Genomic DNA, 17,697 nt, shown 5'->3' on the forward strand with positions numbered 1-17,697 from the left:
TGTCTGTGGTTGCAACCTAAACCTGCTGCAAACGCCTTGCCTCTTCTCCGGCCAGCCGGATCAGATCGACCATATACGGCTTGGCAAGATCATCATTTCTGGTGGCAGCAAACAGGCCCCGCGTAAGCCCTTTGGACGTGAGTGGGCGAGTCACATAGTCAGATGAATACTTGACCTCGCGCACCACCCAATCAGGCAGCACCGACACGCCACGATTTGACGCCACTAGCAACAAGATCACTGCGGTCAACTCGGCCTGCCGGATCGTCGCTGGTTCGACTTTGGCAGGCGACAGCAGTTGCGAAAAGATGTCCAGTCGCGACCGCTCGACCGGATAGGTAATCAGCGTTTCACCGCGAAAGTCTTCGGCGTCAATATACGGTTTTTGCGCCAACCGGTGCTGAGATGACGCGACAAAAACCGGGGCGTAGTCAAACAGATGCGAAAACGAGATACCCGCCATGTCTTCGGGATCAGACGAGACCACCAAATCCACCTCTTCTTTTTGCAGAGCAGGCATCGCGTCAAACGCCAATCCCGGACGAATATCGACATCCACGTCCGGCCACAGCTTGCGAAACTTTTCCAAGACCGGGAACAACCACTCGAAACACGCGTGACACTCAATGGCGATATGCAACCGGCCAGAGCTGCCTTCGCGCAGCCCATCAAATTCGGCCTCAAGCGCCTCGATCTGGGGCAGCACCTGATTGGCCAACCGCAAAAACCGCATCCCCGCTGCCGAAAGCGTCATGGGTTTTGAGCGCCGGACAAACAACTCTACACCAGTTTGTTCCTCAAGCCCTTTGATTTGATGGCTCAATGCAGACTGTGTGATGTTCAGCTGTTCCGCAGCACGCGCAAGCCCGCCCGCTTGGTAAATCGCACGCACCGTGCGCAAGTGACGGAACTCAATGTGCATCTTCATGTGTCAGCCTCATGTTTTTCTTGAAAAGTATGAATTTGCCTCAAAATGGCATGTGTGCAACATGAGGGCAACCACAAGATTGGACCTGATAACATGAACCAGCCAACAATTTCATTTGAGTTTTTTCCGCCCCAAAACCTCGAAGCATCATTTCGGCTTTGGGACACGGTCCAGACCTTGGCCCCATTGGACCCGCGCTTTGTATCTGTGACCTATGGCGCAGGTGGAACGACCCGCGACCTCACCCGTGACGCAGTCGCAACCCTGCACAAATCCAGCGGATTGAATGTTGCGGCCCACCTGACCTGCGTGAATGCCACCCGCGCGGAAACACTGGCGATCGCCAATGACTTTGCCGCAGCCGGTGTCAGCGACATTGTCGCCCTGCGTGGTGATCCCCCAAAAGGCAGCCAGTCCTTCCAAGCGCATCCCGAGGGGTTCGCCAACTCTGTCGAGTTGATTGAAGCGCTGGCGCAAGCAGGAAATTTCAACATCCGTGTCGGCGCCTATCCCGACAAGCACCCAGAAGCCGAAAACACCCAAGCCGACATTGACTGGCTCAAGCGCAAAATCGACGCTGGCGCGACCGAGGCCCTGACCCAATTTTTCTTTGAAGCCGACACGTTTTTGAGGTTCCGCGATGCGTGTGTAAAAGCCGGAATTGATGCCCCGATTGTTCCAGGCATTTTGCCGATTGAGAACTGGAAAGGCGCGCGCAACTTTGCAATGCGGTGTGGGACCGACATTCCTGCATGGCTCGACGAGGCCTTCACCAAAGCAGACCGCGACGGACGTACCGATTTGCTGGCAACGGCAATCTGCGCCGAACTTTGCTCCGATTTATTGGACGAAGGCGTGGACTCGCTGCATTTTTACACACTCAACCGTCCCGAGCTGACGCGAGATGTCTGTCATGCCCTTGGTGTGACCCCAAAAATACTGCTCGAAAATGTTGCCTAGCCCAGAGCATTTCTTCAAATCCGGCCTGTGGACCTTGCAGAGACTTTGACTTTGCGAGGCCCATAGCTCACTCCTCACAGTCTTTCGTTGATGACCGAACGACGCTTGTCATTCACGTCAGAGTATCGCACCCTCGGTAAAACTGCGCGCGATGCCAATACTAGAGGACAGCATCATGATCCTGTGCTGCGGCGAGGCCGTCGTTGATATGTTGCCCGTGCCGGCGGACCAAAATGCGCCGACATATCAGGCCGTGACTGGTGGCGCGGCGGTGAACACTGCCATTGCTCTTGCCAGATTGGATCAACAGGTCGGATTTTTTGGCGGGCTGTCTCGCGATCACTTTGGGTCACTTCTGGCGCGAACGATGGCCCGTGAATCTGTGTCGACCACGCATGCCTGTATGAGCGACGCACCGACCACATTAGCATTTGCCCATCTCAACGACGGTGTCGCCAGCTATTCCTTTTACGATAGCCAAAGTGCAGGCCGCGCGGTCTCACCTGCGCAGCTTCCGATACTTGACGGGGTTGATGCCCTTGTCTTGGGCGGTATCAGCTTGATCCATCGTCCTGCGGCTGGCGCATTCGAGGCCCTCATGCAGATCGCGGGCCCTGAGCGCCTGACGGTTTTAGACATCAACATTCGCCCAACCTTGATTGATGACGAAGACGCCTATCGTAAACGGTTGGATCGGATGATCGCTATGGCGGATATCGTCAAGCTCTCGGACGAAGATATCGACTGGTTGCGCCCTGATCCCCCCGAGCAGCTGTTGGCGGGACGCGCATCCTTGGTTTTGCACACACATGGGGATCAAGGGGCAACTGTTTACTCGCGCCACGGATCTCAGCATTTGCCCGCAAGCCCTGTGTCGGTTGTGGATACCGTCGGAGCGGGCGATACTTTTGTGGCGGGCCTGCTTGCCAGTCTGGCCCGCGATGGCCTGTTGCATCCACAACGATTGGCAACCGCCACCCGCGCACCGATCATGCGCGCCACAGCTTATGGCATGCGCGCTGCGACATTCTCGGTCACGCGCGCTGGTGCCAATCCACCCACAACCATGGAATTACAATGAGAGCTTTGGTCCAGCGTGTCAGCCACGCCTCTGTGCATGTCCAATCCGAGTTGATTGGCAAGATTGATGCGGGGTTGCTTGTTCTTGTTTGCGCCATGCAAGGAGACACAGAGCAACAGGCTGACAAACTTGCAGCAAAAATTGCAAAACTGCGAATTTTCAAAGACGACGCGGACAAAATGAACCTGTCGCTGCTGCAGACCGGTGGCGCTGCTCTTGTGGTGTCCCAGTTTACGCTGGCAGCGGACACTCGAAGCGGCAACCGTCCGGGATTTTCAACGGCTGCTGCACCTGAGACGGGTGAACGCCTGTATACATATTTTGCTGACCAAATCGCGGCGCTGGGTATTCAAACCGAGCGCGGACAATTTGGGGCCGACATGCAGGTGGCATTGCAAAACGACGGTCCCGTGACAATTTGGCTTGAGGTATGAACGCGATCAGGATTTTTTGACAAACTTGGTCAAAATCACGATGCGCTGACCCTCGACACGACCTTCGATGTGCTCGGCATTATCTGCTACCAAAGAAATATTGCGCACAGCCGTCCCGCGTTTTGCTGTAAAACCTGCGCCTTTTACGGGCAAATCCTTGATCAAAACAACAGCATCACCGGCGGCCAAAACCGCCCCGTTGCTGTCGCGATGCGTCACGGCATCAGGATCTGCCAACCCTGCCTCGGCCCAATCTTTTACGTCATCTTCCAGATAGGCGATGTCTAACAAATCTCGCGCCCATGGGGCCTCACTTAATCCGTGCAACACACGATACGCCACCACCTGTACTGCTGGTGTCGTGCTCCAGATGGGGTCGTGCAGACATTGCCAATGCGGCGCATCGGTCACTTGGCCGTCAACACCCGCAAGACATGTCTGGCAAAGCAGGATGTTCTCGGATTTGGGCGCGACAGTATAAGTGCTGAGGTCTTCTGTTGCCCCACAAAGTGCGCAGATATCGGCCATGGTCATCTCCTGAAAAACTTGATTTGCTTATGACCTGTGGACCCATCAACGTCTAGCGCATTCGCTCTTGGCCTTTGGGCTGGTACACAACAGGGAATTACGTCATCCTGAGCGCACACAACCCCCACAGAGTTCGTATGAAAAACACACGCCAAGATCATGTCGAAAAAATCTGGTGGCACGGTGTAAAAGCCGTTCAAGGCACCGCCTGCGTCGCCAAGGCATTGGTCAACGCGCAAGTGACGCGCCCGGATCAAGTGATCGCGGTTGGCAAAGCCGCATGCGCCATGGCCGCCGCCGTATTTGATGTGTTTGATGAACAGGTGCCTACCCTCGTGGTGACCAAATATGATCATCTCGCCCCCCTGCCCGCTGCTGCAAAAGTCATCGAGGCCGCACACCCCCTGCCGGATGAAAACAGTCTGATCGCAGGGTATGAAGTCTGGAAAACCGTGCGTCAGTTGCCGGACAATGCACATCTATTGATGCTGGTGTCTGGTGGGGCTTCCGCCCTTGCCGAACTTCCGGTCCAAGGCATGACTCTCTCTCATTTACAAACCGAGACCACACAGATGCTGGCCAGTGGGCTGGACATCCACGCCATGAATGCGCGGCGCAAAGAGCTGTCTATGATCAAAGGTGGCAAGCTTTTGGCGGAATTCTCTGGCGAGCTGGTGACCACGTTGGCAATTTCCGACGTCGAAGGGGACAGCCTTGCGATTATTGGGTCCGGATTGGGGCAAGCTCCGGAAAGCTACCGATATTCGTTTGACCCTTACATTGTCGCTTCGAACGCCATTGCGCGCGCGGCCTGTGCTCACAAGGCCACATCTTTGGGCCATAAGGTGATCACCAACCAAGAAACCCTCTATGCGGATGTTTTTGATCTGGCCAAAACAATCGGCCACGAGCTGCGTCAGCTGCCTGCGGGTGTACATATTTGGGGCGGCGAACCCACAATTGTGCTCCCGCCTGACCCTGGCCAAGGCGGGAGAAATCAAGCGCTCGCACTGGCCCTGAGCAGGGAAATCTCTGGCGTGGTTGGGCTAACGGTCTTGGTTGCGGGCACCGACGGGACGGACGGCCCGACGGATGCCGCTGGCGGATTGATCAGCGGCGTGACGTGGCGCGAGGAAGGCCACCGTGCGCTGCGGCTGGCCGACAGTGGCCATTTCCTTGAACAGCAAGGGGCCGTTTTCAAATCCGGCCCCACGGGCACCAACGTCATGGACCTTATCGTGGCAATCAAAGACTAAACCGACAAGGTGGCACGCACGGCGCGTTGCCAGCTTGCGTATCTTTCGTCGCTTATGTCCGAGGTCATCACCGGCTCGAACCTGCAATCGCGCGACCAAGTCTGCGCAAAAGTTTTGGCGTCCGGATAAAGCCCCGCATACATCCCCGCCAACCACGCAGCCCCAGTCGCCGTGCTTTCCAACACCTTTGGGCGATCAATCGGTGCGCCCAGAATATCCGACAAGAATTGCATCGTCCAATTGCTGGCGCTCATCCCCCCGTCAACCCGCAACACGGTGTCCGCCTTGTGGCCGATATCGGCTTGCATGGCTTCGATCAGATCCCGTGTCTGGAACCCGACGCTTTCCAAGGCCGCGCGCGATATCTCGGCGGGGCCTGATCCACGAGACAACCCGTATATGGCCCCACGGCAATCCGGCGCCCAATATGGGGCACCAAGGCCCGTGAACGCGGGCACAAAAATCACATTCTGGGAGGGATCAGATGACTGCGCCAGAGGCTGGGTGTCGCGCGCATTGTCAATTATTTGCAACCCATCACGCAGCCATTGCACCACGGCCCCCGCCACAAAAATCGATCCTTCCAACGCATAGGTTGGCTGCCCGTCCAACTGATAGGCAATCGTGGTCAACAGACGGTTTTGCGATGTCACCGGTGTTTGGCCCGTATTGAGCAAGGCAAAACATCCGGTCCCATAAGTAGACTTCATCATACCCGGTTCAAAACACGCCTGCCCTATGGTCGCCGCCTGTTGATCCCCCGCGACGCCCAAGATCGGGATGGCAGCACCAAAAATGTCGGGCGTGGTCTGGCCGAACTCTGCGGCGCAATCTTTGACATCAGGCAGCATCGCCATGGGAACATCCAAGATCGCACAGGCCTGCGCGCTCCATGCCCCTTGATGAATATCATATAGCATTGTGCGCGACGCATTGGTGGCATCGGTGACGTGCGAAGCCCCGCCAGTTAGTTTCCAGATGAGAAAGCTATCAACGGTTCCAAACAACAATTCCCCGTTTTCGGCCCGCGCGCGCGCACCTTGGACATGATCCAATATCCACGACACTTTGGTGCCGGAAAAATATGGGTCCACCACCAAGCCCGATATTTGGCAGAGCGTGTCTTCATGACCCTGCGCTCTGAGGGTTTCGCACATGTCCGACGTGCGCCGATCCTGCCACACGATAGCATTATACACGGGATGTCCGGTGGCTTTGTCCCAGACAATCGTCGTTTCCCGTTGGTTGGTGATGCCAATGCCTGCGACGTCAGAGGCGCTCAGGCCCGCATTTTGCAACACCTCGCGACAGGTTTTAACGGTCGTCCCCCAAAGATCATCAGCATCATGTTCCACCCAACCGGATTTCGGAAAATGTTGCGCAAACTCCTGCTGGGCTTGACCGATGATCGCCATATTGGCGTCAAACAAGATCGCGCGGGTAGATGTGGTGCCTTGGTCGATCGCAAGAATATGGGTCATATCTCTATCACATTATGGTGCGGAACTGGGACCAGATTGGCGCAATTTGGCGTCCGCGCCAATCACCTTTGCGCATCAAACCACTCTTGGACAGCCTCCTTTTGTGTCTGATCCAACCTCAGGCCCAGCTTGGTGCGCCGCCACAAGGCATCCTCGGCCGTTTGGGCAAATTCCTGACCGTGCATCCAACGCAACTCGGCCTCGGTCAGTGTGGCTCCAAAATCTTGTCCCAAATCCGGATGCGACCTTGCAGCCCCCAACACCTGCCATGCTTCAAGCCCATAGGTGCGTATCAATCGCGCGGCCCAGACATCTGTCAGGAACTCAAAATCGTCTTTCAAACGCGTGATCAGCTCAGGCTTGTCCGCCACTTCAAACGCGCCACCCGGCAAAGCGACCCCAGCAGTCCACGCGGCACCGGCCTTTGGAAAAAAAGACCCAAGGCGGCCAAGCGCAGCCTCGGCCAAACGGCGATACGTGGTGATCTTGCCGCCGAACACATTCAGCAACGGTGCGCCCTCATCCTTGAGGGTCAGGACATAATCACGCGTCGCAGCCGTCGCAGAACTTGCCCCATCATCATAGAGCGGACGCACCCCGGAATAGGTCCAGACCACATCTTGGGGGGTAATCGGTTCTTTGAAATACTGGGCGGCAAAATCAATTAAATAGTCCCGCTCTTCTGGGCTACACTCGGGCGCTTGGTCTGCAGTCTCATGGGCCTCATCGGTCGTCCCAATCAGCGTGAAATCCTGTTCGTAAGGAATGGTGAAAATGATCCGCCCGTCAGATCCTTGCAGGAAATAGGCGCGGTCATGATCATACAGGCGCGGCACAATGATGTGGCTCCCTCTGACCAGTGTGACGCCTTCGCGACTGTTGGTTTGGACGACATCATCGACGATCTGACTGACCCAAGGCCCCGCAGCATTCACAAGGGCGCGGGCCCGAATTTGATGCGACCCGTTTTGGTCTTGCACCGTGATGCACCAATTCGATCCTTCGCGTGTCGCCTTTGTCACTTTGGTGCGCGTCAAGATGCGCGCGCCGCGTGCTTGCGCATCACGGGCATTCAACAGAACCAAACGCGCATCATCCACCCAGCAATCAGAATACTCAAAGGCACGGCGTATCTTTGGCACCAAAGGTAAACCCGCGACATCTTTGGACAAATCCACTGATCCCGTAGCGGGTAATATTTTGCGCCCTCCTAGGGTGTCATAGAAAAACAACCCCAGCCGGATCACCCATGCGGGGCGACGTCCCTTTGCCCAAGGCATCAGCAGGCCAAGAACCTTAGCCACCGGCGTGTCTTGCGGAAACCGCATGTCGGGATGCAACGGCAAAACAAATCGCATGGGCCAGCTTATGTGCGGCATCGCGCGCAACAAGACTTCGCGCTCGATCAATGACTCGCGCACAAGGCGCACCTTAAAGTACTCGAGATATCTCAATCCACCGTGAAACAGCTTGGTGGACCCAGACGATGTCCCCGAAGCAAGGTCGCCCTTCTCCGCCAACACCACAGACAAGCCACGGCCAGCGGCATCGCGTGCGATCCCTGCTCCGTTTACGCCTCCGCCAATGACGAACACATCCACGATGTCCTTGGCCTTTGTCATCTATGTCATCCTCGAATTTCAGAGACCTTGTTCTCATCCGATCTAGAGCGTGGGTTCCGCCAAGAAAAGGAAAACCGGATGGCAGGGTACTGCCATCCGGTCAATCTTCGTCAAATTGTCAAATTCACGCTTGATCTGCGGGCTTTTCCCATTCCCAAGCATTCACAAACGCGCCGAGCACCTGTCCGACTTCTTCATCCGTCGCATCACCGGTTTTCGCAATCTGCGCAATCAAACCGCGTTTTTTATCGTCGATAACAAATGCGACTTTGGCTGGTACGCCCTCTTTGGCAAGTGCAGCATCAAAGATGCGCGAAATCGCCATTTTCCGAAGATCGGGCTTAAAGATTTTGCCCACCGCCGTCTTTGGCAATTCAGGCATAATCTCGACATGCTTGGGATGTGCGGCGCGCTCGTGCACGTGTACCTTGGCATGCTTGAGCAAATCCGCAGGATCAGCCGAAGCGCCCTCGATGAGTTCAACATATACACATGGGACTTCGCCCGCATGCGCATCGGGTTGCCCGATTGCTCCTGCAAAGGCGACATCATGGTGCGCCAACAGTGCCTCTTCGATCTCTGCCGGATCGATGTTGTGACCACCGCGAATAATCAGGTCTTTCGCACGCCCTGTGATCCACAGGTATCCATCCTCGTCCATACGGCCAAGATCGCCTGTGCGCAGGTATTTCCCATGATGGAACAAATCCACGTTCTTTTCAGCTTCGGTATAGGTGTTGCCGTCGTAGACACCCGGATTTGACACACAGATTTCGCCCACTTCATCCATGGCACATTCGACAGGGCCATCTGGGGCGTTTTTGAAGATACGCACGTCCGAGTACGGCAGCGGCAGGCCAACCGATCCGACCTTTTTTGCGCCGGTGGGCGGGTTACAGGAGACCAGACAGGTTGCCTCGGTCAGGCCGTATCCCTCAACGATATCGACACCACAGGTGCTTTCAAATCTCTTAAACAACTCCATCGGCATCGGGGCCGATCCAGAAAATGCCGTTTTAACCGATGAGATGTCGGCATCAACAGGGCGTTGCATCAAGGCCGAAACCGCTGTGGGCACCGTGATGATAAAGGAAATTTTCCAACGTTCGATCAACTTCCAGAAGTTGTCAAAAACGCCGTCACCCCGATATCCGGCAGGCGTCGGAAAGACCACATGCGCGCCGGACGCAATCGCGGCCTGCATAATAACGTGAACCGCAAATACGTGAAACAATGGCAACGGACACATGATGTTGTCTTGCTCGGAGAACAGCAATGTGTCGCCGATCCACCCGTTATAAATCATGCCTGAATACAGGTGCTGGGCCACTTTGGGCATCCCAGTTGTACCACCAGTATGGAAGTACGCCGCGACGCGATCGCCATCAGAATCTGCAAAATCCAACGTGGTATTTTGCTTGGCCAGCTCTTTGTTAAAGCTTTTGACGTCGGCGTGATGGTTGCCGGGGTTTTTGGGGCGCACCAACGGTACGATCCAGCTTTTGGGTGGTGACAGATAGCGGTTCAAATCCACCTCAAGCACGGTGTGCACATGGGGTGCGTGGCGCACGGCTTCGGCGACCTTTTGGGCGACATCCGTTTTTGGAAACGCCTTGAGCGTCACAACAACCTTGGCATCAGTTTCGCGCAGAATTGCGCCAATCTGTTCTGGCTCCAAAAGCGGGTTGATCGGGTTCACGATGCCCGCAATCATTCCGCCCAAGAGCGCGACAAGAGTTTCGTTACAGTTGGGCATCACAAATGCCACAGTGTCGGTTTCGCCGATTCCAAGGTCACGGAACATATTCGCGGCCTGCACCGCTTTGGTGTGCAGTTGCGACCACGTCAGGGTCTCTGCAGGGTCCGTCGCGCCGGAAAACAATTGATAACTCGCCGCTGGGCGATTTGGAAATCGGTCTTTGGTGTGTGTCAGAAACGTGTACATGGTCTGAGGCAAGTTCCGCTCGCCCCACGGCATTTCTGTTTCAAGTTTCTTCAGGTCTTCAATTGACGAAAACGTCATTGGTGGTCTCCTCCCCGTGGTGCCCGCCGCGCGCGCTACGCTCTTTGTTCAAGATGATGCCAAAAACACTATCTCGCAAGGGTTTGGCCACAGGCTACGCTGGGTCAAGCAGTTTCGGAACGTTGCGTAAAATTCGACGGATCACCAAAAACAAAAGGGCACCCGCGTCGGATGCCCTTAATTTCAAGATCATGAGCCTAATTAGGCGTCTTGCGGAATGCGCAGAACCTGACCGGGATAAATTTTGTCAGGATGGCTGAGCATCGGGCGATTTGCCTCGAAAATCTCGGAATAGCGGTTGCCATCCCCAAGCGCCTTCTTAGACACCCCCCACAAAGTATCGCCCTTTTCGACAGTGTGGAACTTGGGCTCTGGCCCACTGGTTTCATCCGCAACAGCAGAGACACCTTCGACATTCCCCACCGCGAGGATCACTTTTTCGCGCATTTCCTGACTTACGGCCGCACCAGTGACTTTTACGGTATCGCCCTCAACCGAGATATCGAGACCCTCGGTATCAAGCCCCAAGTCAGACACCTCTTGCTTAAGAGCATCTGCATCTGGCGTATCATCCCCTCCGGAGAGAGATTTCCCAGCGCCCTTCAAAAAATTCCACAAACCCATAGCCATAGTCTCCTTACTTCAGTTGCACATACCTTGCGTGGAACTGACGCCAAGAGATAGGGGGAATTCAGAGCGTATTGGACCCGTCGGTAAACTGCAGCTTGGCCAGTTTGGCATAGAGCCCGCCCTGTGCCACAAGGTCTTCGTGTGTGCCTTGGGCGGCGATTTGACCGTCTTCCATGACGATGATGCGGTCGGCCTTTTTCACAGTGGCCAAACGGTGCGCCACAATAATGGTCGTCCGCGTGCGCGCCATTTCATCCACTGCCTGCTGCACCAGACGTTCGCTTTCGGCGTCAAGCGCACTTGTGGCTTCGTCCAAAAGCAGTACCGGAGAGTCGCGCAAGATCGCACGCGCGATGGCAATCCGCTGTTTTTGCCCGCCAGACAGCATAACGCCGCGCTCGCCGACATAGGCATCGTACCCGTCTGGCAAAGCCGAAATAAAGTCATGCGCCGCAGCGGCCTTGGCGGCAGCTTCGACTTGTGCATCCGTCGCATCCGGTTGACCAAAGCGAATATTTTCCCGCGCAGTGTCGGCAAAAATAACGGGGTCCTGAGGCACCAACGCCATATGTGCACGAAAATCTGAGCGTGCTAAATCGGTCAACGGCACCCCATCCAACAAAATCTGCCCGTTGTCTGGATCATAAAATCGTTGAATCAGCTGAATGATTGTTGTTTTTCCAGCCCCGGACGGACCAACCAAAGCCACGGTTTCACCCGGTTTGATCGTAAGGTCGACACCCGACAGCGCGGAAATTGATTTACGTGACGGATAAGAAAACGAAACGTTTTCAAACGTGATCTCCCCACGCACCGGCTCTGTGAGCGCAGACGGAGAAACTGGATCTTTGACGCTATCTTGGACCTCAAGCAATTCGACAAGGCGCTCTGTTGCGCCAGCGGCCCGCTGGAGTTCCCCCCATATTTCGGACAAAGCCCCCACAGCTCCGGCAACCATCACCGAATAAATCACAAATTGAACCAACGCGCCGACACTCATGCCGCCCGCTCTGACATCGCGCGCACCGATCCACAGAACGCCAACGACTCCTGAGAAGATCAGGAAAATCACTATCATCGTCATCACGGCCCGCGTATCAATGCGCCGCTTGGCAGCCTTGAGAGCCAGATCCGTGATGTCTGCAAAGCCTGCTTGGGATTGAGATTCGTGCGTGAACGCCTGAACGGTTTGCACCGAGCTAAGGGCCTCTGAGGCGTTGCCAGAACTCTCTGCAATCCAGTCCTGATTTTCACGACTCAGCCCACGCAACCGACGCCCCAACACCAGAATGGGAATGATGACAGCAGGCACAATAAGCAACACCATCCCGGTCAGCTTGGCGGATGTGAACAGCATCAAAACCAGCCCACCCAAAAACAGGAGCACGTTGCGCAATGCGACAGATACGGATGATCCGATGACCGATTGGATCACGGTTGTATCAGTGGTGATCCGGCTCAGGACTTCGCCCGTCAGGATATTTTCAAAGAACGAGGGACTCATTGAAATTACACGATCAAACACCGCTTTGCGGATATCGGCGACGACCATCTCGCCCAACCGTGTGACCAATAAATACCGCAAGGCAGTGCCCACCGCCAAGAGGCTTGCGAACCCCAGCGCAGCCAGAAAGTACTGATCCAGCAACGCATCGCTTTCTGTCCCAAAATTATCGACCACGCGCCGTACGGCCAACGGCAGCACAAGCGAAACTGTCGCTGTCAGCGTCAGCGCCAAACCCGCCAGAATGACCAACAGGCGATACGGGGCAAGAAAAGGTCCCAATCCGCGCAGTGCGCCGACACGTTTGGACTTTTCACGATCCATCTCGTTGGGTTGCTGCGCAGGTTTTCTAGCCATGAGATGTCTCTTTGGTTCAGTATTTTGACGTTACTGGCCCTGCAAAGCCTAAGGGTCAAGCGCCCAGACGTCGCAAAATCCAATTTCCCTGCACGCAGGGCGCAAACCACACCCCAGAAACCACAGGTAAACTGCTGTGACGCCGCATATTTTTAAGGAAAAACAAATGTGGATTTTTTTGGAGCGGGCGGCGGGAATCGAACCCGCGTCATTAGCTTGGAAGGCTAAGGTCTTACCACTACACAACGCCCGCTCAACAAGATGACCTAGTATTTCAATCCCTCAGAAGGGTCAAGACCAACCCTCGCAAGAATTGTGCATTTTCTTGGGGTGTTTGTCGGTCTACGACTTTAGGCGTATATCAATCATGTCGCGCCCGTTGTTAGAATGGGCCACCTTTTATACGGACGTCTTATGCGGCCAATGCCTGATCATTCCTCGGACACCTTGCTGCAATCAGCTTTGATTATCGATGATCATCCGCTGTTTTGTGATGCATTGTCCATGACCCTTCAGGCCGTTTCATCAATCAACACCATGCACACCGCCTCTTGCCTTCTCGAAGGTCTGGACCTTTTGGCGGGTGGCGCTGACATCGACCTTGTTGTTTTGGATTTGAATTTGCCAGATGTGAACGGACTGGACGGATTGCTCAGATTGCGCAACGCCGTCTCCTGTCCGGTGGTCGTGGTCTCTTCAATGGCAGACAATCGCGTCATCAGTTCCGTGATCCATGCGGGTGCTGCAGGGTTCATTCCCAAACACAGCCAGCGCGATGTCTTCCAACAGGCGATCCACACCATTGCGAAAGGTCAGATGTTCATTCCTGCTGGATATATGCTGATCGAGACCCAACACCAAAGCGACGGTGACGACGCCCTGCACCGCCTAGCATCGCTGACCGCACAACAGGCCCGTATTCTCGAGCTGATTTGCGAAGGTAAACTGAATAAACAAATCGCATTTGATTTGGGAATTGCAGAGACAACCGTCAAAGCACATGTCACAGCAATCATGCGCAAACTTGGCGTTCAAAGCCGCACCCAGGCCGTTTTGATTGCGAAGAACTCCAGCTTTGCAAATATCTTGCAAGACGGCGGACCCACTGGCTAAGGTGGCTGCGCCTATTGGAGAGGAAACAGAATGAACCAATCCCATGATCCACCCGGATCGGCCCTGATCGTTCGCACGGGGTTTGCGGATTGCCAAAGCGATGATGCCATCGCACGTCTGGCCAGCACTTTGAAACCTGGCGACCTATCCCTTGTCGTGCTGTTTCTTTCCCCCAAAACCGACGTGTCGCATCTGATTGCCAAAGCCCAAGAGGTTTTTGCACCTGCTAAAGTTGTCGGATGCACCACTGCAGGTGAAATTTCCCAATTTGGCTATAGCGAAGCTGGCATCGTCGCGCTTGGCTTCCCAAGTGCGCATTTTGACAGCCGCTCTGTGCTGATTGATGATTTGGGCGACTATGATCGCCAAGCGCTCGTGGAACGTATGATCCAAAACCGCGAACAAATGGCGCGGACGCACCCAAAGTGGCTGTCGGATTTCACCTTTCTGCTTGTGGATGGGTTATCAACCCAAGAAGACGCGCTAACCTCGGCGCTGGCGATTGGTCTGGGCCCGGTGCCCTTTTTTGGTGGGTCCGCTGGCGATGGCACGGATTTTGGCAAAACATATGTCCTGCATGGAGGCGCGGCCCACTCGAATGCCGCTGTGCTGATCCAAGTGCGCACAGATTGCCCCATTCGCGTTTTCAAAACCGACCACCTGATCCCAACACAAACACGCATGGTGGTTACTGGGGCAGATCCTGCACGGCGGATTGTACATGAAATCAACGCCGAGCCCGCCGCCCGAGAATATGCCCGTTTGCTAGGAAAAGACCCCGAGCAATTGACACCATTTACCTTTGCAGCCCATCCCGTGGTGGTCCAGATTGGCGATCAGCATCATGTGCGTGCCATTCAGCAGGTGGCTGAAAATGGGGATCTGGTGTTCTTTTCCGCCATCGACGAAGGCGTCGTGCTGACGCTAGCTGACCCAGAGAACATGGTCACCCATCTCGAGCGCGAGATGCAAGCTCTGTCACAAGATCAGGCGCCAGATGTTATATTGGCGTGCGACTGTATTTTGCGCCGTCTAGAGGCCCAGCAGAAACAGGTCACATCGCACCTCTCCAAGATCATGGTTGAAAACAGAGCCGTCGGGTTTTCCACCTATGGAGAACAAATCAACTCTATGCACGTGAACCAAACCCTGACGGGTGTCGCGATTTACCCTCCGGTTGGAGACTAGGCGCGTGGTACACAGTCTTATCAACCCCAACGACAGTCTCGAACGGCAGAACGAAAAACTTCTCAAGATCACCGAGACCCTGATGCGCCGCGTGGAGCAAAGCACAGAAGACACTGGCGTTGCCTATGCGCAATTTCAACGCGCTGTCATGCTCGAGGAAGAGGTGCGGCTGCGCACACAAGAACTCGCGCGCGCGTTGGATCTTCTGAATACCTCGAATTCCAAGCTCGCACTGGCCAATGCCGAAACAGAAGCGGCACGCGCCAATCTCGCGAACGCCATCGAAACTGTGCAAGAGGGGTTTGCCCTCTTTGACCAGAACGATGAACTGGTGATGTGCAACAGCAGGTTTGGCAAACATATGCTGGACATCTACCACCTGTTCAAACCCGGCCTGCGTTTTCACGAGTATGTACATCTGGTCAGCACCAGCCCGTTTTTGTCTTTGCCAGACGGGGAAACGCCCGAAGGATGGGCGGCCTATCGCATGGCGCGCCACCGCGACAAACACGCGGTGTTCAATGCGCGCATGGCCGGGAGCCGCTGGTTACAAGTCAGCGAGCACCGCACAGCAGATCGCGGCACGGTCATCCTGCAAACAGACATCACGGACATGATGCGTTTAGAGCGGCAAGAACGTGACCGGCTCTTGGATGATCAGGCCCGTCTCATCAAAGCCACGCTTGAGCATCTCAATCAGGGAATTTGCATTTTCGATGCCCAAAACAGATTGGTTGATTGGAACCGTCGCACAGGCGAGTTGCTGGACATTCAAGCCAACAAATTTCGGTTGGGCACATATTTTTCGACGTTACACGACCATATCCGCGGCGCGCTTGCGCCGATGAGCCTGCAGAACACCGAGCAGGTCACGCGCTGGGTCGAAAGCACATCCAAACGTGCGCCATTGTCATTTGAAATCCGTCTGGAAAATGATCGCACTCTTGCTGTGTTTGCCCAACAAATGCCTGACCGGGGCTTTGTGATCAGCTTTACCGATGTGTCCGCTGAGCGCGCAGCAGTCCATGCGATTTCCCAAGTCAACGAAACGCTCGAACGCCGCGTGACCGAGCGCACACTTGAATTGGAAGACGCCCTCGCCGAAGCAGAGCGCGCCAACGCGTCAAAATCGCGATTTGTCGCCGCCGCAAGCCACGACTTGTTGCAACCCCTGTCTGCCGCCAAGCTGTATGTGGCATCATTGGAAGCCGATCTTAACCAAACAGACATTAAGGACCGTGCGCATAAGGCTGGAAATGCCCTTGTCAGCGTAGAGCGCATTCTTGATGCGTTGCTTGATATTTCCAAACTGGACTCTGGTCAGGCTGCTGTCGACATCACGTCGATTTCCCTGCAAGACATCTTGGTCCAGCTGCAAGACGAACTGGTGCCTTTGGCCGTGCAAAAAGGCCTCGAGTTTTGTCTGGTTGACACAGGTGCCGTCGTCCAAAGTGATGCTTCATTTCTGCGCCGCATCCTGCAGAACCTCACGTCGAATGCCATCCGGTACACGGATCACGGCAAAGTTCTTGTCGGTGTACGGCATTTCAAGACATCCGTACGTGTCGAAATTTGGGATACTGGTCATGGCATCCCCGAAAGCCAGCAGGACAAGGTCTTCGAAGAGTTTCAGCGCCTAAGTACCACCGCGAGCCCGTCCGATGGTATGGGGCTTGGCTTGGCGATTGTCGAACGGGCCTGTCATTTGCTGCAACACCCGCTGAATCTGCGATCTTGGGAAGGACAAGGGACGTGTTTTTCGGTCGAAATCCCACGTGCGATCCCCAAAGCTGTTTCACGCAGCGTATTCAAGCACCCTGCCAAGACAACCGCTACATCTTTGTCGCAAAAAATCGTTGTCTTGATCGAGAATGATGCCGAGTTGCGCGCGGCCCTCGCTTTGACGCTTGAAGGCTGGGGCATCGATGTGCTGCCATGCGTTGGGCCCAACGAGGCCAATGACGTGCTTGAAGCCATAGATATGACGCCTGACGCAATCATCGCTGACTATCAACTGGATGACGGAGCTTTGGGCACTACAACAATTTCTCAATTGCGTGACAGATACGGGAACTGCAGCGCATGTCTGATTACCGCCAATCGAACGCCAGAACTGGCGACACTCTGCGACGATCAGCGTTTGACATTGCTGTACAAACCGATTGATCCGAACTTGCTCCGCGCTTTTTTGGAAACACTCGATTAGCTCTCGCGGATGCACACATCTGACCGTGTCAAAAAACGCCGCCCAGACCCGTTATCCAACGAAAACATGCCACCTATTCCGTCAATCGCATCAATCACCAAATCGGTGTGTTTCCAGCGCTCGTATTGATCTGCGTTCATATAGAACGGCACAGCGCCAATCTCTCCGATCAGAACGTCCTGATCGCCGACAATATAGTCATCCTGCTGAAACAGCATTGGCGCCGACCCGTCACAACATCCGCCCGATTGATGAAACAACAGCTCAGATCCGTATTTGTCTTTGAGCGTTTGGATCAATGTCAGCGCATCATCGGTCGCTGTCACGCGCATTTTCACATCATCCTGCATCACATCTCTCCCGATCAAACAGCTGGCCCCACCAAA

At 55.0% G+C, this 17,697-nt stretch carries 15 protein-coding genes and 1 tRNA gene; 7 read left to right on the forward strand and 9 right to left on the reverse strand.

The window, feature by feature from the left end:
• Nucleotides 1-16: 16 nt before the first annotated feature.
• Entirely contained in the window at nt 17-922 is a 906-nt protein-coding gene (locus FAP39_RS05245; RefSeq protein ID WP_138015481.1) for a LysR family transcriptional regulator, read from the reverse strand.
• A gap of 99 nt (nt 923-1,021) precedes the next feature.
• Between FAP39_RS05245 and metF the strand changes: the two genes are divergently transcribed.
• The 3 genes from metF to dtd all read left to right on the forward strand — a co-directional run bounded on the left by metF (nt 1,022) and on the right by dtd (nt 3,403).
• Nucleotides 1,022-1,888 carry a methylenetetrahydrofolate reductase [NAD(P)H] gene (gene metF, locus FAP39_RS05250; protein WP_138015341.1) on the forward strand — a complete coding sequence of 289 codons (867 nt, stop codon included), beginning with the start codon at nt 1,022-1,024 and terminating at the stop codon, nt 1,886-1,888.
• Nucleotides 1,889-2,063: 175 nt separating this feature from the next.
• On the forward strand, nt 2,064-2,969 hold the full coding sequence (locus tag FAP39_RS05255; RefSeq protein ID WP_138015342.1) for a carbohydrate kinase family protein: 906 nt from the start codon (nt 2,064-2,066) through the stop codon (nt 2,967-2,969).
• The gene (gene dtd / locus FAP39_RS05260; RefSeq protein ID WP_138015343.1) at nt 2,966-3,403 is read left to right on the forward strand and encodes a D-aminoacyl-tRNA deacylase; all 438 of its coding nucleotides are present in this window, start codon (nt 2,966-2,968) and stop codon (nt 3,401-3,403) included. Before FAP39_RS05255 ends, dtd begins: the two co-directional genes overlap by 4 nt.
• Before the next feature lie 6 nt (nt 3,404-3,409).
• Here dtd and FAP39_RS05265 read toward each other — a convergent pair whose 3' ends face one another.
• Complete coding sequence (locus tag FAP39_RS05265) at nt 3,410-3,931, reverse strand: PhnA domain-containing protein (protein WP_212743405.1); 522 nt, start codon at nt 3,929-3,931, stop codon at nt 3,410-3,412.
• A 137-nt stretch (nt 3,932-4,068) separates the two neighbouring features.
• Here FAP39_RS05265 and FAP39_RS05270 point away from each other — a divergent pair, with 137 nt between their 5' ends.
• On the forward strand, nt 4,069-5,187 hold the full coding sequence (locus tag FAP39_RS05270) for a glycerate kinase type-2 family protein (RefSeq protein WP_138015345.1): 1,119 nt from the start codon (nt 4,069-4,071) through the stop codon (nt 5,185-5,187).
• On the opposite strand, the gene glpK is transcribed toward FAP39_RS05270, so the two are convergent.
• The 6 genes from glpK to FAP39_RS05300 all read right to left on the reverse strand — a co-directional run bounded on the left by glpK (nt 5,184) and on the right by FAP39_RS05300 (nt 13,057).
• Nucleotides 5,184-6,668, reverse strand: coding sequence for a glycerol kinase GlpK (gene glpK, locus FAP39_RS05275; protein WP_138015346.1), 1,485 nt, complete (start codon nt 6,666-6,668; stop codon nt 5,184-5,186). The two genes, FAP39_RS05270 and glpK, sit on opposite strands and share 4 nt — an antisense overlap.
• A gap of 62 nt (nt 6,669-6,730) precedes the next feature.
• Complete coding sequence (gene glpD, locus FAP39_RS05280; protein WP_138015347.1) at nt 6,731-8,290, reverse strand: glycerol-3-phosphate dehydrogenase; 1,560 nt, start codon at nt 8,288-8,290, stop codon at nt 6,731-6,733.
• A gap of 124 nt (nt 8,291-8,414) precedes the next feature.
• Complete coding sequence (locus FAP39_RS05285; protein WP_138015348.1) at nt 8,415-10,313, reverse strand: acyl-CoA synthetase; 1,899 nt, start codon at nt 10,311-10,313, stop codon at nt 8,415-8,417.
• 201 nt (nt 10,314-10,514) lie between these two features.
• Nucleotides 10,515-10,937 carry a peptidoglycan-binding protein LysM gene (gene lysM / locus FAP39_RS05290; RefSeq protein ID WP_138015349.1) on the reverse strand — a complete coding sequence of 141 codons (423 nt, stop codon included), beginning with the start codon at nt 10,935-10,937 and terminating at the stop codon, nt 10,515-10,517.
• A gap of 67 nt (nt 10,938-11,004) precedes the next feature.
• Nucleotides 11,005-12,804, reverse strand: a complete 1,800-nt coding sequence (locus FAP39_RS05295) for an ABC transporter transmembrane domain-containing protein (protein WP_138015350.1) — start codon at nt 12,802-12,804, stop codon at nt 11,005-11,007.
• Between the two features lie 179 nt (nt 12,805-12,983).
• Nucleotides 12,984-13,057 (reverse strand) — tRNA-Gly (locus FAP39_RS05300).
• A 170-nt stretch (nt 13,058-13,227) separates the two neighbouring features.
• Between FAP39_RS05300 and FAP39_RS05305 the strand changes: the two genes are divergently transcribed.
• Genes FAP39_RS05305 through FAP39_RS05315 form a run of 3 tightly spaced genes read left to right on the forward strand, consistent with a single transcriptional unit; the run spans nt 13,228 to nt 17,311 of the window.
• Entirely contained in the window at nt 13,228-13,917 is a 690-nt protein-coding gene (locus FAP39_RS05305; protein ID WP_246058948.1) for a LuxR C-terminal-related transcriptional regulator, read from the forward strand.
• Between the two features lie 30 nt (nt 13,918-13,947).
• Entirely contained in the window at nt 13,948-15,105 is a 1,158-nt protein-coding gene (locus tag FAP39_RS05310) for an FIST N-terminal domain-containing protein (RefSeq protein ID WP_138015352.1), read from the forward strand.
• Nucleotides 15,106-15,109: 4 nt separating this feature from the next.
• Nucleotides 15,110-17,311, forward strand: coding sequence for a hybrid sensor histidine kinase/response regulator (locus FAP39_RS05315; protein WP_138015353.1), 2,202 nt, complete (start codon nt 15,110-15,112; stop codon nt 17,309-17,311).
• Here FAP39_RS05315 and FAP39_RS05320 read toward each other — a convergent pair.
• Nucleotides 17,308-17,661: a DUF779 domain-containing protein gene (locus FAP39_RS05320; protein WP_212743406.1), complete on the reverse strand. Its 354-nt coding sequence runs from the start codon at nt 17,659-17,661 to the stop codon at nt 17,308-17,310. The two genes, FAP39_RS05315 and FAP39_RS05320, sit on opposite strands and share 4 nt — an antisense overlap.
• Nucleotides 17,662-17,697 lie beyond the last annotated feature (36 nt).

The organism is Shimia litoralis (genome assembly GCF_005518135.1).
Lineage (GTDB): Bacteria > Pseudomonadota > Alphaproteobacteria > Rhodobacterales > Rhodobacteraceae > Shimia_E > Shimia_E litoralis.

Excerpts from the sequence above, each read along its gene's own strand:
- FAP39_RS05245 (WP_138015481.1), bottom strand. The coding sequence starts at position 922 with ATGCACATTGAGTTCCGTCACTTGCGCACGGTGCGTGCGATTTACCAA.
- metF (WP_138015341.1), top strand. The coding sequence starts at position 1,022 with ATGAACCAGCCAACAATTTCATTTGAGTTTTTTCCGCCCCAAAACCTC.
- FAP39_RS05255 (WP_138015342.1), top strand. The coding sequence starts at position 2,064 with ATGATCCTGTGCTGCGGCGAGGCCGTCGTTGATATGTTGCCCGTGCCG.
- dtd (WP_138015343.1), top strand. The coding sequence starts at position 2,966 with ATGAGAGCTTTGGTCCAGCGTGTCAGCCACGCCTCTGTGCATGTCCAA.
- FAP39_RS05265 (WP_212743405.1), bottom strand. The coding sequence starts at position 3,931 with ATGGCCGATATCTGCGCACTTTGTGGGGCAACAGAAGACCTCAGCACT.
- FAP39_RS05270 (WP_138015345.1), top strand. The coding sequence starts at position 4,069 with ATGAAAAACACACGCCAAGATCATGTCGAAAAAATCTGGTGGCACGGT.
- glpK (WP_138015346.1), bottom strand. The coding sequence starts at position 6,668 with ATGACCCATATTCTTGCGATCGACCAAGGCACCACATCTACCCGCGCG.
- glpD (WP_138015347.1), bottom strand. The coding sequence starts at position 8,290 with ATGACAAAGGCCAAGGACATCGTGGATGTGTTCGTCATTGGCGGAGGC.
- FAP39_RS05285 (WP_138015348.1), bottom strand. The coding sequence starts at position 10,313 with ATGACGTTTTCGTCAATTGAAGACCTGAAGAAACTTGAAACAGAAATG.
- lysM (WP_138015349.1), bottom strand. The coding sequence starts at position 10,937 with ATGGGTTTGTGGAATTTTTTGAAGGGCGCTGGGAAATCTCTCTCCGGA.
- FAP39_RS05295 (WP_138015350.1), bottom strand. The coding sequence starts at position 12,804 with ATGGCTAGAAAACCTGCGCAGCAACCCAACGAGATGGATCGTGAAAAG.
- FAP39_RS05305 (WP_246058948.1), top strand. The coding sequence starts at position 13,228 with ATGCCTGATCATTCCTCGGACACCTTGCTGCAATCAGCTTTGATTATC.
- FAP39_RS05310 (WP_138015352.1), top strand. The coding sequence starts at position 13,948 with ATGAACCAATCCCATGATCCACCCGGATCGGCCCTGATCGTTCGCACG.
- FAP39_RS05320 (WP_212743406.1), bottom strand. The coding sequence starts at position 17,661 with ATGCAGGATGATGTGAAAATGCGCGTGACAGCGACCGATGATGCGCTG.